This window comes from Thermus hydrothermalis, assembly GCF_022760925.1.
In the GTDB taxonomy this organism is placed as follows: domain Bacteria; phylum Deinococcota; class Deinococci; order Deinococcales; family Thermaceae; genus Thermus; species Thermus hydrothermalis.
Genome location: NZ_JAKTNT010000002.1, coordinates 14,646 through 30,693 on the forward strand (window position 1 = coordinate 14,646; position 16,048 = coordinate 30,693).

At 65.5% G+C, this 16,048-nt stretch carries 13 protein-coding genes; 3 read left to right on the forward strand and 10 right to left on the reverse strand.

Going from position 1 to position 16,048, the window contains the following annotated elements:
- The first annotated feature begins 42 nt into the window (after window positions 1-42).
- Genes L0C60_RS01310 through L0C60_RS01320 form a run of 3 tightly spaced genes read left to right on the forward strand, consistent with a single transcriptional unit; the run spans window position 43 to window position 4,738 of the window.
- Window positions 43-1,785, forward strand: coding sequence for an ABC transporter ATP-binding protein (locus L0C60_RS01310; protein WP_243092423.1), 1,743 nt, complete (start codon window positions 43-45; stop codon window positions 1,783-1,785).
- A complete protein-coding gene (locus L0C60_RS01315) occupies window positions 1,782-3,587 on the forward strand; it encodes an ABC transporter ATP-binding protein (protein WP_234504198.1) in 1,806 nt (601 codons plus the stop codon). Before L0C60_RS01310 ends, L0C60_RS01315 begins: the two co-directional genes overlap by 4 nt.
- Complete coding sequence (locus tag L0C60_RS01320) at window positions 3,587-4,738, forward strand: bifunctional folylpolyglutamate synthase/dihydrofolate synthase (RefSeq protein ID WP_234504200.1); 1,152 nt, start codon at window positions 3,587-3,589, stop codon at window positions 4,736-4,738. Before L0C60_RS01315 ends, L0C60_RS01320 begins: the two co-directional genes overlap by 1 nt.
- On the opposite strand, the gene L0C60_RS01325 is transcribed toward L0C60_RS01320, so the two are convergent.
- From L0C60_RS01325 to glnA, 10 genes are all read right to left on the reverse strand, one after another.
- The gene (locus tag L0C60_RS01325; protein ID WP_243092424.1) at window positions 4,728-5,774 is read right to left on the reverse strand and encodes a protease complex subunit PrcB family protein; all 1,047 of its coding nucleotides are present in this window, start codon (window positions 5,772-5,774) and stop codon (window positions 4,728-4,730) included. The genes L0C60_RS01320 and L0C60_RS01325 overlap by 11 nt on opposite strands.
- 46 nt (window positions 5,775-5,820) lie before the next feature.
- On the reverse strand, window positions 5,821-6,840 hold the full coding sequence (locus L0C60_RS01330) for an ABC transporter permease (protein WP_234504205.1): 1,020 nt from the start codon (window positions 6,838-6,840) through the stop codon (window positions 5,821-5,823).
- Window positions 6,833-7,753, reverse strand: coding sequence for a nickel ABC transporter permease (nikB, locus tag L0C60_RS01335; protein WP_234504207.1), 921 nt, complete (start codon window positions 7,751-7,753; stop codon window positions 6,833-6,835). The genes L0C60_RS01330 and nikB overlap by 8 nt, the downstream gene beginning before the upstream one ends.
- 59 nt (window positions 7,754-7,812) lie before the next feature.
- Window positions 7,813-9,315: a glutathione ABC transporter substrate-binding protein gene (locus L0C60_RS01340; protein ID WP_234504209.1), complete on the reverse strand. Its 1,503-nt coding sequence runs from the start codon at window positions 9,313-9,315 to the stop codon at window positions 7,813-7,815.
- Window positions 9,316-9,399: 84 nt separating this feature from the next.
- On the reverse strand, window positions 9,400-10,113 hold the full coding sequence (locus L0C60_RS01345) for an ABC transporter ATP-binding protein (RefSeq protein WP_234504211.1): 714 nt from the start codon (window positions 10,111-10,113) through the stop codon (window positions 9,400-9,402).
- On the reverse strand, window positions 10,110-10,889 hold the full coding sequence (locus L0C60_RS01350; protein ID WP_234504212.1) for an ABC transporter ATP-binding protein: 780 nt from the start codon (window positions 10,887-10,889) through the stop codon (window positions 10,110-10,112). Before L0C60_RS01350 ends, L0C60_RS01345 begins: the two co-directional genes overlap by 4 nt.
- A complete protein-coding gene (locus L0C60_RS01355; protein WP_234504214.1) occupies window positions 10,886-12,214 on the reverse strand; it encodes a branched-chain amino acid ABC transporter permease in 1,329 nt (442 codons plus the stop codon). The genes L0C60_RS01350 and L0C60_RS01355 overlap by 4 nt, the downstream gene beginning before the upstream one ends.
- Window positions 12,211-13,179: a branched-chain amino acid ABC transporter permease gene (locus L0C60_RS01360; protein ID WP_234504216.1), complete on the reverse strand. Its 969-nt coding sequence runs from the start codon at window positions 13,177-13,179 to the stop codon at window positions 12,211-12,213. Before L0C60_RS01360 ends, L0C60_RS01355 begins: the two co-directional genes overlap by 4 nt.
- Window positions 13,180-13,245: 66 nt before the next feature.
- Window positions 13,246-14,418, reverse strand: a complete 1,173-nt coding sequence (locus L0C60_RS01365; protein WP_234504218.1) for a branched-chain amino acid ABC transporter substrate-binding protein — start codon at window positions 14,416-14,418, stop codon at window positions 13,246-13,248.
- A 177-nt stretch (window positions 14,419-14,595) separates the two neighbouring features.
- Window positions 14,596-15,936 carry a type I glutamate--ammonia ligase gene (gene glnA, locus L0C60_RS01370; protein WP_234504220.1) on the reverse strand — a complete coding sequence of 447 codons (1,341 nt, stop codon included), beginning with the start codon at window positions 15,934-15,936 and terminating at the stop codon, window positions 14,596-14,598.
- Between the last annotated feature and the right edge of the window lie 112 nt (window positions 15,937-16,048).

The following is a 16,048-nucleotide window of genomic DNA, read 5'->3' on the forward strand; positions in this document are numbered from 1 at the left end:
CACCGCACAAAGGAGCGGGGCTTTTGCGGTAGACTCAAGGGCATGACCGGTCGGTCAGTTTCCCCCTTGCACCGCCTTGGGCCGTACCTTTACCCCTACCGGTTCCGGTATATCCTGGGGGTCCTCGCCGGGCTTCTTTCCATCTTCTTCTTCGTCCTTGGGCCCTACTTCTTGCGCCTGGCGGTGGACGCCTTGGGCCACGGCGGTCCCTATGGGCGCTACGCCCTCCTGCTCTTGGCCTCAGGGGCCTTCACCGCCCTCCTCTCCTACTTCATGCGCCGCCTGGCGGTGGTGGCGAGCCGCCGGGTGGAGTATGACCTGAGGAAAGACCTCTTCCACCACCTCCTCCGCCTGGACCGTTCCTTCTACCAGAAGACCCGGGTAGGGGACCTCATGAACCGCTTGAACACCGACCTCTCCGCCGTGCGGGAGATGGTGGGGCCCGGCATCATGATGGGAAGCCGGCTTTCCTTTTTGGTCCTTTTGGCCTTCGCCTCCATGTACGCCGTGGACGTGCGCCTCGCCTTCTACCTCACCCTGATCCTGCCCGCCATCGCCCTCATCATGTTCTACCTGCTCCGCCTGGTGGACCGCCGCTACCGCGAGGCCCAGGAGGCTTTTGACGCCATCAGCACCCTGAGCCAGGAGGCCTTTAGCGGCATCCGGGTGGTGAAAGGCTACGCCCTGGAGGGGCGGATGCTCGCCCGCTTCCAGGACCTGAACCGCATCTACATGCAAAAGAGCCTGGCCCTGGCCCGGGTGGAAGGCCCCATGCAGGCCCTTTTGGGCTTCCTCATGGGCTTCGCCTTCCTCGTGGTGCTCTGGGTGGGGGGGCGGATGGTGGTGCAAGGGGAGCTTTCCGTGGGGGAGCTGGTTCAGTTCAACGCCTACCTGGCCCAGCTCACCTGGCCCATCCTGGGGCTTGGCTGGGTCCTCGCCATGTACCAGCGGGGCCTTACCAGCCTGAAAAGGCTTCTGGAGCTTTTGGACCAGGAGCCCGCCATCCGGGACCTAGACCCCTTGCCCCTGAAGGCGGAGGACCTCACGGGGGAGGTGCGCTTCGTGGGGGTGGACCTGCGGCTTGGGGAGCGCTGGCTCCTAAAGGACCTCACCCTCACCGTGCCCGAGGGGATGACCCTGGGCATCACCGGCCGCACGGGGGCGGGGAAGAGCCTCATGGCCGCCTTGGTGCCGAGGCTTTTGGACCCCACGGAGGGGAAGGTGTACGTGGGGGGGTACGAGGTCCGGCAAATCCCCTTGGCTGCCCTTAGGAGGGCGGTGGGGGTGGCGCCCCAGGAGCCTTTCCTCTTCAGCGAAACCCTCCTGGAAAACATCGCCTTCGGCCTGGACCACCCGGACCGGGAGCGGGTGGAGTGGGCGGCGAAGCTTGCCGGCATCCACGAGGAGATCCTTTCCTTCCCCAAAGGCTACGAGACCGTGTTGGGGGAGCGGGGGGTGACGCTTTCCGGGGGGCAAAGGCAGCGGGTGGCCCTGGCCCGGGCCCTGGCCAAAAGGCCCAAAATCCTCATCCTGGACGATGCCTTAAGCGCCGTGGACACGGAGACGGAGGCGAGGATCTTGGAGGGCCTGAAATCCGTGCTGGGCCGGCAGACCACCTTCCTCATCTCCCACCGCACCGCCACCCTGCGCCATGCGGACTGGATCATTGTCCTGGACGAGGGGAGGATTGTGGAGGAGGGGACCCATGAAAGCCTCCTCGAGGCCGGCGGGCTCTACGCCGAGCTGGACCGCATCCAGCACATGGAGAAGGAGGTGGAGGAATGACCCAGGAGGACGCCTACACCAAGGCCTTTGACCGGGTTCTCTTCGCCCGCATCCTGGCCTACGTCCGTCCCTACCGCCTTCAGGTGGCATTGGCCCTCCTCTTTCTCCTCCTCACCACCCTCACCGCCGCCCTCACCCCCCTCTTCTTCAAGTGGGCCATAGATGGCGCCCTCCTTCCCCAGGAGGCCAAGCCCCTTTCCGAGCGCTTCGCCCTCCTCCTTTGGGTGAGCCTGGGCTTTTTGCTGGTGCGGGGGGTGAACTTCGCCGCCACCTACGGGCAGACCTACCTCATCCAGTGGGTGGGGCAGAGGGTTCTCTTTGACCTCAGGAGCGCCCTCTTCGCCAAGCTCATGCGCCTCCACCCAGGCTTTTACGACAAGAACCCCGTGGGGCGGCTCATGACCCGCATCACCTCCGACGTGGACGCCATCAACCAGTTCATCACCGGGGGGCTCGTGGGGGTGATCGCCGACCTCTTCACCCTCTTGGGCCTTCTCGGCTTCATGCTCTTCTTGAGCCCCAAGCTCACCCTGGTGGTCCTCCTAGTGGTGCCCGTCCTCCTTGGGGTGACGGTTTGGGTGAGGAACGGCATGCGCCTCGCCTACCGGGAGATGCGCCTGCGCCTCGCCCGGGTAAACGCTGCCTTGCAGGAGAACCTCTCGGGGGTGGAGACCATCCAGCTTTTTGTGAAGGAGAAGGAGCGGGAGGAGAAGTTTGACCGCTTGGCGCGCCACCTCCTCCAGGCCTGGGTGGAGATCGTGCGCTGGTTCGCCCTCTTCTTCCCCGTGGTGGGGTTCCTGGGGGATTTGGCGGTGGCGAGCCTCCTCTACGTGGGCGGGGGAGAGGTGGTGCGGGGCGTGGCCTCCTTGGGCCTTCTGGTGGCCTTCGTGGACTACACCCGGCAGCTTTTCCAGCCCCTCCAGGACCTTTCGGACAAGTTCAACCTCTTCCAGGGGGCCATGGCCAGCGCCGAGCGCATCTTTGGGGTTTTGGACACGGAGGAGGAGCTCAAGGACCCGGAAAACCCGAGGCTCATCCATCGCTTCCGGGGCGAGGTGGCCTTCCGGGATGTCTGGTTCGCCTACACGCCCCAGGGCGTGGAGCCCACGGAGAAGGACTGGGTCCTAAAGGGGGTTTCCTTCCACATCCGCCCCGGGGAGAAGGTGGCCTTGGTGGGGGCCACGGGGGCGGGGAAGACCAGCGTGGTGAGCCTCATCGCCCGCTTCTACGACCCGCAAAGGGGCCAGGTCCTCATAGACGGCGAGGACGTGCGCCATTACCGCCAGGAGGAGCTAAGGCGCCACATCGGCATCGTCCTCCAAGACCCTTTTCTCTTCTCCGGCACCATCTTGGACAACCTCAGGCTCTTCCAGGAGGAGGTCCCGGAGGAAAAGGTGGTGGAGGTGGCGAAGTTCTTGGGGGTGCACGAGGCCATCCTGCGCCTGCCCAAGGGCTACCACACCCACGTGGGGGAAAGGGGGGCGGGGCTTTCCACGGGGGAGAAGCAGCTTTTGGCCCTGGTGCGGGCCCTCTTGGCTAGCCCCGACATCCTCCTCATCCTGGACGAGGCCACGGCCAACGTGGACTCGGAAACGGAAAGGCGCCTGCAGGAGGCTCTCTATAAGGCCATGGAGGGGAGGACCTCCATCATCATCGCCCACCGGCTCTCCACCATCCGCCGGGTGGACCGCATCCTCGTTTTCCGGAAAGGGCGGCTTGTGGAGGAGGGGACCCACGAGGACCTCCTCGCCCGCGGGGGCTACTACGCCACCCTTTACCGCCTGCAGTACGCTCAAGGGTGATGGACTACGGGGAAGCCCTGGCCTGGCTTTACGGGAGAAGGCGGCAAGGGGAGCGGGGCCTGGGGCGGGTCAAGGTCCTCTTGGAGCGCCTGGGCCACCCGGAAGGGGCCTTCCAGGCGGTGCACGTCCTCGGCACCAACGGCAAGGGGAGCGTGGTGGCCTACCTCGAGGCCGCCTTCCGCGCCCAGGGCCTGGCCTTTGGGGCCTACACCAGCCCCCACCTGTGGGACTTCCGGGAGAGGATCCGCACCCACCTGGGCCTCATCCCCGAGGCGGAGGTGGTGCGCTTCGTGGCCTGGGCCAGGGCGGAGGTTTGGCCCGAGCCCCCGGGCTTTTTTGACCTGGCCACCGCCCTGGCCTTCCACCATTTCCGGGAAAGGGGGGTGGTCCTGGCGGCGGTGGAGGCGGGGGTAGGGGGGGAGAAGGACGCCACCAACGCCCTCCCCCGGGTGGCCCTCACCGTGCTCACCCAGGTGGGGGAGGACCACCTGGAGGCTTTGGGGGGGAGCCTCGAGGCGGTGGCCCGGGAGAAGGCGGGGGCCTTCCGGGAAGGGGTGCCCGTGGTCACGGGGGCCCAGGGGGTAGGCCTAGCGGTGGTCCGGGAGGTGGCGAGGGCCAAGGGGGCACCCCTTTACGCCCTGGACCCCCAGGACCCCCTCTTCGCCCTCCCCGCACCCCCCGCCCTAAGGGGGGCCTTCCAGGAGGCTAACGCCCGGCTTGCCGCCGCCGCGCTAAGGCTTCTCGGCTTCCCCGAGGAGGCCATCGCCCGGGGGCTAAGGGAGGCCAGGAACCCGGGGCGGCTAGAGCGGTTCCTCCTGGAGGGGGTGGAGGTCTACCTGGACGGGGCCCACAACCCCCCAGCGGCGGAGGCCTTGGCCAGGGAGTTTTCCGCCTACCACCTCCTCTTCGGCGCCTTCCCCCGCAAGGACGTGGGGGGGATGCTGGCCCACCTCCTCCCCAAGGCGCGCACCGTGCGCTACGCCCGGGCGGGGGAGGGGGCCTTGGGGCCGGAGCTGGGGGCGCCCTTCTTTGAGGACCCTTGGGAGGCGCTTTGGCACGGGGTGGAGGCGGCCAAGGGGGACGGCCTGCCCCTCCTCTGCACGGGCTCCTTGTACCTGGTGGGGGCCCTTAGGCGGCGGCTTACTCCCTAGCCTCCGCCAAGACCCAGCCCGAGGGGTCGGCAAAGACCACCCGGCGCACCCGCTGGAGCTCTAGGAGGACGTAAGGGCTGGTGAGGGCCTGGGTGACGATGGTTCCCGGCTTCGGGGCGATGAGGTTTAGGACCACCCGGGCGGCATCCCCGGCGTAGGTGACCCCGGCCACCTCGAGGCCATACCCCCCCGTGGGCTTCAGGCCCCAGAAGAAGGCGGCCACGCTCCGGGTGCGGAAGTCCACGCTGGGGGCGGGGGGACGGGGGATGCGGTTGGCCACCACCAGGTTCCAGACCTCGGCGAAGCGGGCGGGGTCGTTGGCGAGGAAGGCCTTGGCCTCCGTTTCCTGGTAGGCGGCCTGGGTGCCCCGGTTCAGGATGCGGTAAAGGGGGGCAGGAGGGCTCACCGCCTCCAGCCTAAGCCCGTACTGGACCAAAAGCGCCCCCACCCGGTAGCTGTCGGGGGGCGGGTCCAGGCTGAGGGGCCTAAGGACGGGCTCTTGAAGCTCAAAGAGCACCACTTGCCGCCCGCCCCTGCGGGCAAGCACCTCCCGTAGGAGGACCTGGGTTTCCGCCCCCGTGAAGGCGTACAGGTTAGGGGTGAGGTAGGTTGCGGGCTGGACCAGGCTTCGCCTTTCTCCTTCCTTCAGGCTTCCCGTGAGGCGTACCCAGCCCACCCCGTCGTAGAGCCAGGTGGCCCGGAGGGCGGTTTGGGCCCGCACCTCCACAAGGCTTCCCTCTATACCCCGCACGGCTTCCGCAGGCGGCCTCAGGGCCGGGCCCACCTCCCGCAGGAGGGGGTTGCCGTCCACCCAAAGCGCCCCCGGCACCGCCCAGAGGCTTTCCCGGCTGGCTTTTTCCAGGCGCAAGGTCTTTTCCGAGAGGCGCACCTCCCGGGGCTCCCCGTAGAAGTAGGTCCAGCGCTCCGTGGCTTCGGGGAAAAGGAGCTGGGCCTCGGCCACCCGGTAGCCCGAGCCTTGAAGCACCTCGCAGGCGGCGAGGAGGGGCAGGACGAGGAGGAAGAGGCTTTTCCTCATGCCCCCATGATACCCGGGAGGAAATTCCGCGCCTTTAAGGCTTTCTTTACCGGCTCCTGGGGTCCAGGGCGTCCCTTAGGCCATCGCCCAGGAGGTTGAAGGCCAGGACCAGTCCCATGATGGCGAGGCCGGGGAAAGTGGCCACGTGGGGCGCCACGGCCAGGTACTCCCTTCCCCTGGCCAGCATGAGCCCCCACTCGGGCTCGGGAGGACGGGCTCCGAGGCCCAAAAAGCCCAATCCTGCGGCGAATAGGATGGCGATGGCCATTTGCAGGCTGCTCTGGATCAGGATGGGCCCGAGGGCATTGGGCATGAGATGTCTGAGGAGGATGCGGGTGTGGGAAGCGCCCAGGGCCCGGGCCGCTTCCACGTAGTCTAGGGCCTTTAGGGAGAGGACCACGCCCCGCACGAGCCGGGCGTAAATAGGGACAGCGGCGATGCCCACGGCGATCATGGCGTTGGTAAGGCCAGGCCCGAGGATGGCCACCAGGACGATGGCAAGGAGGATGCCGGGAAAGGCGAGCATCACGTCCACTCCCCGCTGCACCAGAAGGTCAAGCCTTCCCCCAAAGTAGGCGGAAAGCGCCCCTATGGGGGCGCCGAGGAAGAGACCGATCCCCACGGCCACGAGCCCGATGGTGAGGGAGATGGGGATGCCGTAGAGGAGGCGGGAGAGGAGGTCGCGTCCCTGTTCGTCCGTGCCCAGGAGGTAGAGCCGGGCGGGGCCGTCTACCCCGAAGAGGTGGAGGTTGCCCTTAAGGCCAAGCCAGTGCCATTCTTCGCCCCGGACCAGGAAGCGAACGGGGTACCGTTCCTCCCACCTGATCTGCACCCCCTCCAGGGGATGGCGGAAGACGGGGCTTACGTAAAGGCCTAACTCCCCTTGGGGCCCGCGGAGGCTTAGCCCCGCCAGGGGGGGAATGTAGGTGCTCCGGAGGTCCTGGGCGTAAGGGGAGTAGGGGGCGAGGAAGGGGGCGAAGAGCCCTGCCAACAGGTAGAGGGCGAGCAGGAGCATGCCCGCTTGTGCCAGCCGGTTTTTCAGGAAGCGGCGCCAAGGCCTAGTCATAGCGCACCCGTGGGTCAATCCAAGCGTAGGCCAGGTCCACCAAGAGGTTGACCAGGATGAAGGTTACCGCCACTAGGAGCACGGCCCCCTGGACCACAGGGTAGTCCCGGGCCAGGATGGAGCCCACGAGGAGTTGCCCAAGCCCCGGCCAGGCGAAGATGGTTTCGGTGATGACCGCGCCTGCAAGGAGAGAGCCAAACTCCAGGCCCGCCACGGTGACCACGGGGATGAGGGCATTTCTCAGGGCGTGCTTGAAGATCACCACCCGTTCCGCAAGGCCCTTGGCCCGGGCGGTGCGGATGTAGTCCTGGGAGAGGACCTCGAGGAGGGTCCCCCGTGTCATGCGGGCGAGGAGGGCAGTAGCGTTTACTCCTAGGGTGACGGCGGGCAGGACCAGGTGGGCTAGGGTGCCCTTCCCCGCCACGGGGAACCAACCCAGCTCCACGCTGAAGATGAGGATGGCGAGGAGACCGAACCAGAAGACCGGCATGGAGACGCCCAGGAGGGCGAGAACCATGACGAGGAGGTCCAGGCCGCTTCCGGGGCGTAGGGCGGCGAGGATGCCTAAAGGGATGCCGGTGAGGAGGGCCACCAGGATGGCGGCGCTGGCGAGCTCCACCGTGTTGGGAAAGTAGGTCTTGAGCTCTTCCAGCACCGGGCGGCGGCTTCGGGCCGATTCACCAAGGTCTCCCCGAAGTAGGGCGCCGAGGTAGAGGGCGAACTGTTCCACCAAAGGGCGGTCCAGGCCGTACCGGGTTCGGATGGCCTCGAGGGTCTCGGGCGTAGCGAACTCCCCGGCTAGGAGCACGGCCGGGTCTCCCGGGGCTAGGCGCACCATGAGGAAGACCAGGAGGACCACGCCAAAGAGGGTGGGGATGGCCACGAGGAGACGGCGAAGGGTGTAGGAAAGCATGTTTCTTCCAGGATTGGCCCCGTGGGCTTGTCCCACGGGGCCATGGGCCTAAAGACGGACTAGCGGAACCGGGCCTTGTAGGCCAGGTACCGCTCCGTGGGATGGACGATGAAGCCCTGAACCTCCTTGCGGATGGCGGTAACCTGAACCTCCGAGTGGAGGAAGAGCCATGGCGCATCCCGCCAGATACGGTTCATGGCCTCGCGGTAGAGCTGCTGCCGGCCCTGGGGCAGGGTGGAGATCCGGGCCTGGGCCAGGAGCTTGTCCACCTCAGCGTTCTTGTAGAAGGCGCGGTTAAAGCCTGGGGCCCACTGGCTGGAGTGGAAGAGGGGATAGAGGCCGTAGTCCGCATCCCCCGTCACCGTGCCCCAGCCTAGCATGGCCATCTGGATGCGGTTTTCCCGTAAGGGCCGCTGGGTTTCCTGGAGGTAGGCACCCCACTCCAGGGTCTGGATGGTGGCCTCCACACCTACCCGGCGGAGCTGGCCCTGGATGGCCTCGCACACCTGGATGTCCTGGAAGTAGCGGCCCGTGGGGCAGTGGAGGGTGATCCTAAGGGGTGTGCTCACCCCAGCCTGGCGCAAGAGTTCTTGGGCCCTTTGCGGGTTGTACTCGTACCGCCCCACGGGGGCATAGCCAAAGATTCCCGGGGCGATGGGAGCGTCGGAGATGCGGCCGATGCCCCCTAGGACGAACTGAAGGATCTCCTCCTTGTTCACCGCGTGGTTCAGGGCCTGGCGCACGCGCACATCGTTAAAGGGAGCCCGCTGCGTGTTGAAGTAGATGTAGATGGTGCGGAGGCTAGGCGTGCGCACCACTTCCACCGCGGGATTGGTTTGGAGCCGCGGGATGTCTTGGGGAGGAATCCGCACCGCCACGTGGGCCTGGCCCGTTTCCACGAGGGCCACACGGGTCGTCCCTTCGGGTACTGGTATAAAGCGCACCTGGGGAATAGGGGGTTTCTCCCCCCAGTAGTTCTCGTTGCGCACCAGGTCTACGTACTGCCCCTTTTGCCACGCCTGGAAACGGTAGGGGCCGGTGCCTACGGGGTTGTCCCGGTACTGGGCCCCTAGGCGTTGGATGGCCGTGGGGCTTTGGATGGCGGTGGAGCTATGGGTGAGATGGGCGAGAATAGGGGCGAAGGGGTTTTTGAGGCGGAGGCGCACCGTGTAGGGGTCCACCACCTCCACCCGGTCCAGCTCGGAAAGGAGGAAGGCAAAGGGGCTCGCCAACTCTCGGGATACGAAGCGCTCCAGGTTGAACTTCACCGCTTCGGCGTTGAAGGGGGTGCCGTCGTGGAAGACGATGCCCCGACGAAGCCGGATGGTGAGGGTCTTGCCGCCGTCGGCGAAGTTGTAACCCTCCGCTAAGTGGGGCACGATCCGCCCCTCTGGGGTGAGTTCAAAGAGGGTTTCGCTGATGTGGGTCACCACCGTGGCCGAGGGGGAGTCCTGGGCCAAGGGCGCATCTAGGGTGATGGGATCGGTGCCCTGGGCCACGATGAGGCGCTGGGCCCAGGCGTTGAGGGCGATTAGGCCGAAAACCACCAGTGCCTTTCTCATAGATCCTCCCTTCCTGTGCGAACCGCAAGCTTCAAGCAAAGTATAAGCGCCCCCTTTTGGGGGCGCAAGCCCGGGTATGGCCTCCTAGCCCTCACCCAGGTAGGCCTTTTGCACTTCGGGGTTTTCCGCAAGCGCTTTAGCGGGCCCCGAAAGGGTTATCTCCCCCGTGGCCAGGACATAGCCCCGGTGGGCGATCTGCAGGGCGAGCCGGGCGTTTTGCTCCACCAAGAGGATGGTCTTCCCCTCTTGGTTCAGCTTCTGGATGGTTTCAAAGATGAAGTCCACCAGCACCGGGGCCAGGCCCATGGAGGGCTCGTCCATGAGGAGGATCCGGGGGTTTTGCATCAGGGCCCGCCCAATGGCCAGCATCTGCTGCTCGCCCCCTGAGAGCGTTCCCCCCTTTTGGTGCCTCCGCTCGTAAAGCCTAGGGAAAAGGGCGAAGACCTGCTCCTTGCGCTCCTGGACCACCTTGCGGTCCTTTTCCAAAAAGGCCCCGATTTCCAGGTTCTCCTCCACGGTGAGCCTAGGAAAGATCCTCCGCCCCTCGGGTACGTGCCCTATCCCCAGGGCCACGATCTGGTGGGCGGGGAGGCGGTGGATGGGCTTTCCCTGAAAGAGGACCTCCCCTTGCCTGGGCCGCACGAGGCCGCTGATGGTCCTTAGGGTGGTGCTCTTGCCCGCCCCGTTGGAGCCGATGAGGGTCACGATCTCCCCCTCCTCCACCCTTAGGGAAACCCCCTTTAGGGCGTGGATGTGGCCGTAGTAGGTGTGGACCCCCTTAAGTTCCAGAAGGCTCATGCCGCACCTCCCGCCGCCCCCTTGCCCAGGTAGGCCTCAATGACCCGGGGGTTCTGCCGCACCTCCTCCGGCGTCCCCTCGGCGATCTTGGAACCGTACTCCAAGACGGCGATGCGGTCCGAGATGCGCATCACGAGGCGCATATCGTGCTCAATGAGGACGATGGTGATGCCCAGTTCCTCCCGCAGTTTCTGGATGAAAGCCTGGAGCTCTTCCGTTTCCTTGGGGTTCATGCCGGCGGCGGGCTCGTCCAGGAGGAGGAGCCTGGGCTTCAGGGCCAGGGCCCGGGCGATCTCCAGCTTCCTTTGCTCGCCATAGGGGAGGTTTTTGGCCAGCTCGTCCTTGCGGTGGAGGAGGCCCACGTACGCTAGAAGCCGCTTGGCCTCCTCCTCCGCCCGCTTCTCCTCCCGCCGGGCCAGGGGGGTGCGGAAGACGGCGTGGAAGTAGGGGACGTGGATGTGCACGTGCATCCCCACCAGGATGTTCTCCAAAACGGTCATGGCCCCGAAGAGGCGGATGTTTTGGAAGGTGCGCCCCACACCCTCCTTGGCGATGCGGTCTGGGGAGAGCCCGGTCACGTCCTTGCCGAAGAGGAGGATCTTCCCCTCGTCGGGGGCGTAGATGCCGGTGAGGAGGTTGAAGAAGGTGGTCTTTCCCGCCCCGTTGGGGCCGATCACGGAGAAGATCTCCCCTTGGTTCACGCTAAGGCTCACGTCGTTCACCGCCACCAGGCCGCCAAAGCGCTTGGTGGCGTGGTGCACCTCTAGCGCCTTCATGCCTCCTCCATCTCCGCCTTGTGGCGTTTCTCGGGGATGAGACCCTCGGGGCGGAAGATCATCATCAGGACCAGGATAAGGCCGAAGACCAGCCGTTCGTACTTGGCGGGGTCCACTTGGCTTGGGATCTGGGGCAGGCTAGTGCGCACGAACTCGCTGAAGGTCTTGAGGATGTCCAGGTTGAGGATGGTGAGGGCCGCTGCCCCCAGGATGGCCCCAGGGATGGAGCCCATGCCCCCCAGGATCACCATGCCCAGGATGGTGATGGAGGCCAGGAGGGTAAAGGATTCCGGGGAAACGAAGGTGCGCTGGGCGGCGAAGATGACCCCCATGACCCCGGAGAAGGCGGCCCCGGTCATGAAGGCGAGGAGCTTGGTGGGCAGGAGGGGGATGCCCATGGAACGGGCGGCGATCTCGTCCTCGCGGATGGCCACCCAGGCCCGGCCGAAGCGGGAGTTGGCCAGGTTGAGGTTGACCAGGACCACGAGCCCGATCATGAGGAGGACCAGGAGGTAAAAGAAGAGCTGGTAGTCCGTGGTCTGGTCCAGCCTCACCCCCAAGGTGCCCATGAGTTGCCGGAACCAGTCAATGGGGGGGCGCTGGATGGGGGTGATGCCCTGGGGGCCGTTGGTGAAGTTGATGGGGTGGTCCAGGTTGTTGGCCAGGATGCGCACCACCTCCCCCAGGCCCAGGGTGACGATGGCCAGGTAGTCCCCCCGAAGCCTTAGGGCGGGGAGGCCGATGAGGAGCCCCGTTAGGGCGGTGGTGGCCACGGCGATGAGCATGAAGAGGTACATGTACTCCCCGGGCAAGGGGAAGTTCCCCGCCAGGAAGTTTTTCGCCTGCTCGGAGCCGAAGATGGCCCAGGTGTAGGCCCCCACGGCGAAGAAGGCGGCGTAGCCCAGGTCCAAAAGCCCCGCCATCCCCACCACCACGTTGAGCCCCAGGGCCATGGCGGCGTAGATGCCGATCTGGATGCCCAGCTCAAAGATAAAGGTGTTGGCGAAGCCGGCCATGGGCACGGAGAGGAGAAGGATGGCCAGGCCCAAAAGCCCTCGGATCCAGGTGGGAATCCGGGGTAGGGTGGTGAGGGCCACCAGAATGCCCACGAGGCCGATGAGGCCTAGCGTGTTTCCGGAGCGCACCAGGCCCAAGGTGAAGGCCAGGGTGAGGAGGGCCAGGTTTAGGGTGCGCGTTTGGGGGGGAAGCCTGAGAAAAGCGGTGGCGCCCAGGGCCACTAGGCCAAAGAGGTTGGTGAGGGCCCCAGGGGCGAGGTAGGCGAGGCCCAGGAAGGCCAGGGTGAGGAGAAGCGCTACGGCGCTCATACCTTCTCCTTAACCACCTGCCCAAGAAGCCCTTGCGGCCTCAGGAGCAGGATGAGGATGAGGATGAGGAAGGCCACCACGTCCTTGTACTCCGTGCCGAAGTTGCCGTTGGTCAGGATGGGGAGGTAGGTGCCGAAGAAGTTTTCCAGCTGCCCCAAGACAAGCCCCCCCAGCATGGCCCCGGGAATGTTGCCAATACCGCCGAGGACGGCGGCGGTGAAGGCCTTGAGGCCGGGCAAGAAGCCCACGTAGGGGGTGATGGTGGTGTACTGGAGGGCAAAGAGTACCCCCGCCACCCCGCCCAAGGAACCGCCGATGAGGAAGGTGCGGGAGATGATGCGGTCGGGGTCAATCCCCATGAGGCTTGCGGTGGAGAGGTCCTGGGCCACGGCGCGGATGGCCACCCCCAGCTTGGTGCGGTTCACCAGGTAGGTGAGGCCGAGGAGCATCAGGATGGAAACGCCCATGAGGATGAAGGACTTGGTTTGGGCGAAGATGGCTCCCCCGAAGAGCTCCACGCTGCCCTCGAGGTCCTCTACCGTGCGCATCCTGAGGAAGAACTCGTTGTGCCAAAGCCCCTCAATGAGGCGCACCAGGTCCTGGAGGATGAAGGACACCCCGATGGCGGTGATGAGGGGCACGAGGCGGTTGGTGGTCCCCCGTTTGCGCAAGGGGCGGTAGGCGAAGCGCTCCACCAGGATGGCGGTGGCTCCTGCCACCATGCCCCCTAGTATCAGGGCGATGAGGAGGAGAATAAAGCCGTTTTCCACGTGGGGAGCGAGGTAGCGGAAGACCTCCACCCCCACCACCGCCCCGATCATGAAGATCTCCGAGTGGGCGAAGTTGATGAGCTCCAAGACGCCGTATACCATGGTGTAGCCCAAGGCCACCATGGCGTAGACGAAGCCCAGGATCAAGCCGTCAAAGATCACCTGGGGCAGTAGGGCCAGGATCTGTTCCAGCAAAACGCCTCCTTTCTCCGGGCCAAGGGGGTGGCCCTCAGGCCACCCCCTTTCGGGTGTTGCCTTAGTTTACCTGGAGCCCGGGGCCGCCATCTCGATGACGCGGATCAGCTTGTTGTCGGCCCAGTTGCCCGTAGAAGCCACCTGCATCACGAAGTACTTGGCCTTCTTGTTGTCGCCCTTGTCGTCAAACTCAATGGTGCCGGTGAGGCCCTCCAGCTTGACCTTGCGCACCTCCTGGCTCACCTGCTCCCGGGTGGGCTTCTTGCCCCCGTTGGCCTTGATGGCGGCCTCCAGGGCAGCCAGGATCACGTTGGCGGAGTCGTAGGCGTAGATGCCGAAGCCCTCCATGTCCTTGCCGTACTTCTGCTTGAAGCGTTGGGCCACGGCCCTGGCCTTGGGGAAGGCGGAAACGGGGCCGGCCACGGTGGTGTAGAAGGTGCCGGCGGCGTTCTGGGCCCCCGCCAGGCGCACGAACTCGCTGGAATCCAGACCGTCACCGCCCATGAGCCGGGTCTTGAGGCCGCGTTCCCGGAGCTGCTTCACGAAAGGACCGATCTGGCTGTAGATGCCGCCGAAGTAGATGAGTTCGGGCACCGGACGGGCGCCGCGGATCTGGTTGATGATGGGCACGAAGTTGGAGGTCTCCTCGGTGCCCACGAAGGCCACCGTCCTGCCGCCCAGGGCTTCAAGCCGCTTCCTGAACTCCTCCGCCAGGCCCTGGCCGTAGGCGGTCTTGTCGTGGATGATGAAGACGTTCTTCACCTTGAGGTTGTTGAAGGCGTACTCCGCCCCCACCGGCCCTTGCACGTCGTCGCGCCCGCAGATGCGGTTCACGTTGGGCAGGCGCCGGTCCGTGACCCGGGGGTTGGTGTTGGCCGGGGAGACCATGACCAGGTTCACCCGGGCGTAGACCTCGCTGGAGGGGATGGCCACGCCGGAGTTCAGGTGGCCCACCACGCCCAAGATGTCGGGGTCGTTGATGATGCGGTTGGCGTTGGCCACGCCCACGTCGGGGTTGGCCTGGTCATCGTAGGGCACGAGGACCAGGTCAAAGCCCAGGGCCTTGAACTTGGCCTTGGCTTCCTCCACGGCAAGCTCCGCCCCCAGCTTGATCTGTTCCCCCAAAGCGGCCTGGGGGCCGGAGAGGGGGGACTGGGTGGCGATCTTGATGACGTTGGCCTGGCCCAGGGCCATGCCCAAGGCGGCTACACCTGCTACCAGAAGCCCGATTTTCCTCATATGCACCTCCTCAAAAGGCACGCGTTCGCGTTGCGGCCCTATTCTACGGGGGGGGTAGCGGGCTTTGTCAATGCCCCCAGGGAAAGTTTATGCCTGACCAACGGGTCAGGTATAAGGGAACCCCCACCCGGTACCGGGTGGGGAAGGTAAAGCCCAGGTTTAGGATGGCCCCTTGGCCTAATAGGTGGCCAGGTACTGGTCCAGCTCCCACTGGTGGACGGTGACCCGGTAGTCGTCCCACTCCATCTGCTTGGCCTGGAGGAAGTGGGTGTACACGTGTTCCCCCAGGGCCTCGCGGATGACGGGGTCCTTCTTCAGGGCCTCCAGGGCCTCCCGCAAGGTGCCCGGGAGCTCGCGGATCTTGTGCTTCCGCCGCTCGCGCACGCTCATCTGGTAGATGTTGCGCTGGATGGGCGGGGGCGGTAGGAGCTTGCGCTCAATCCCGTCCATGGCGGCGGCGGCCATGACCGCCAGGGCCAGGTAGGGGTTAGCGGAGGGGTCGGGCATCCTAAGCTCCGCCCGGGTACCCACGCCCCGGCGGGCGGGAATGCGGATCATGGCGGAGCGGTTGGAGGCGGACCAGGCGATGTTGGTGGGGGCCTCGTACCCAGGGGTGAGGCGCTTGTAGGAGTTCACCAGGGGGTTCGTGATGGCCACCATGCCCTCGGCGTGCTCCAGGAGGCCGGCGATGAAGTGGAGGGCAGTCTTGGAGAGCTGGTACTCCGCCTGGGGGTCGTAGAAGGCGTTCTCCCCGTTCTTGAAGAGGGAGAGGTGGGTGTGCATCCCGCTCCCGTTGATGCCTCGGATGGGCTTGGGGAGGAAGGTGGCGTGGAGGCCGTGGTTGAGGGCCACCCGCTTCACCACCCATTTGAAGGTAGCGATGTTGTCGGCGGTGGTGAGGGCGTCGGCGTACTTGAAGTCAATCTCGTGCTGGCCAGGGGCCACCTCGTGGTGGGAGGCCTCAATCTCAAAGCCCATGGCCACCAGGGCGTTCACCATGTCCCGCCGGGCCTCCTCCCCCTTGTCAATGGGGGCGAGGTCAAAGTAGCCCGCCTTGTCGTGGGTTTCCGTGGTGGGAAGGCCCTCGGGGGTGCGGAGGAAGAGGAAGAACTCGGGCTCGGGGCCAGCGTACATGTTGTCAAACCCCAGCTTCTTTAGCCTTTCAATCTGCCGCTTGAGCACGTACCGGGGGTCCCCTTCAAAGGGGCGGCCATCGGGGTAGTACACGTCGCAGATGAGCCGGGCCACCTTGCCCCGGGCGGGGTCTTCCACCAGGTCGGGGAGGATGACGAAGGTGTTGTAGTCGGGCCTCAGGAGCATGTCCGACTCCTCAATGCGGGTGAAGCCCTCAATGGAGGAGCCGTCAAACATGATCTCCCCGTCCAGGGCCTTCTCAAACTGGGATTCTGGCACCTCCACGTTCTTCACCATGCCCAGGATGTCGGTGATCTGGAGGCGCAGGAACTTTACGCCCTCGGACTTGAGCGTCTTAAGGATTTCCGCCTTGGTGTACGCCATTTTCCTTCCTCCTTGTCCGCCGAGGCCGGGTTTTCGGTGATACATCCCGGCGGATTGTGCAAAGTGTACGGCATAAATGTGCAGAATGTCAACCCTTATCCTGTCATGCGCG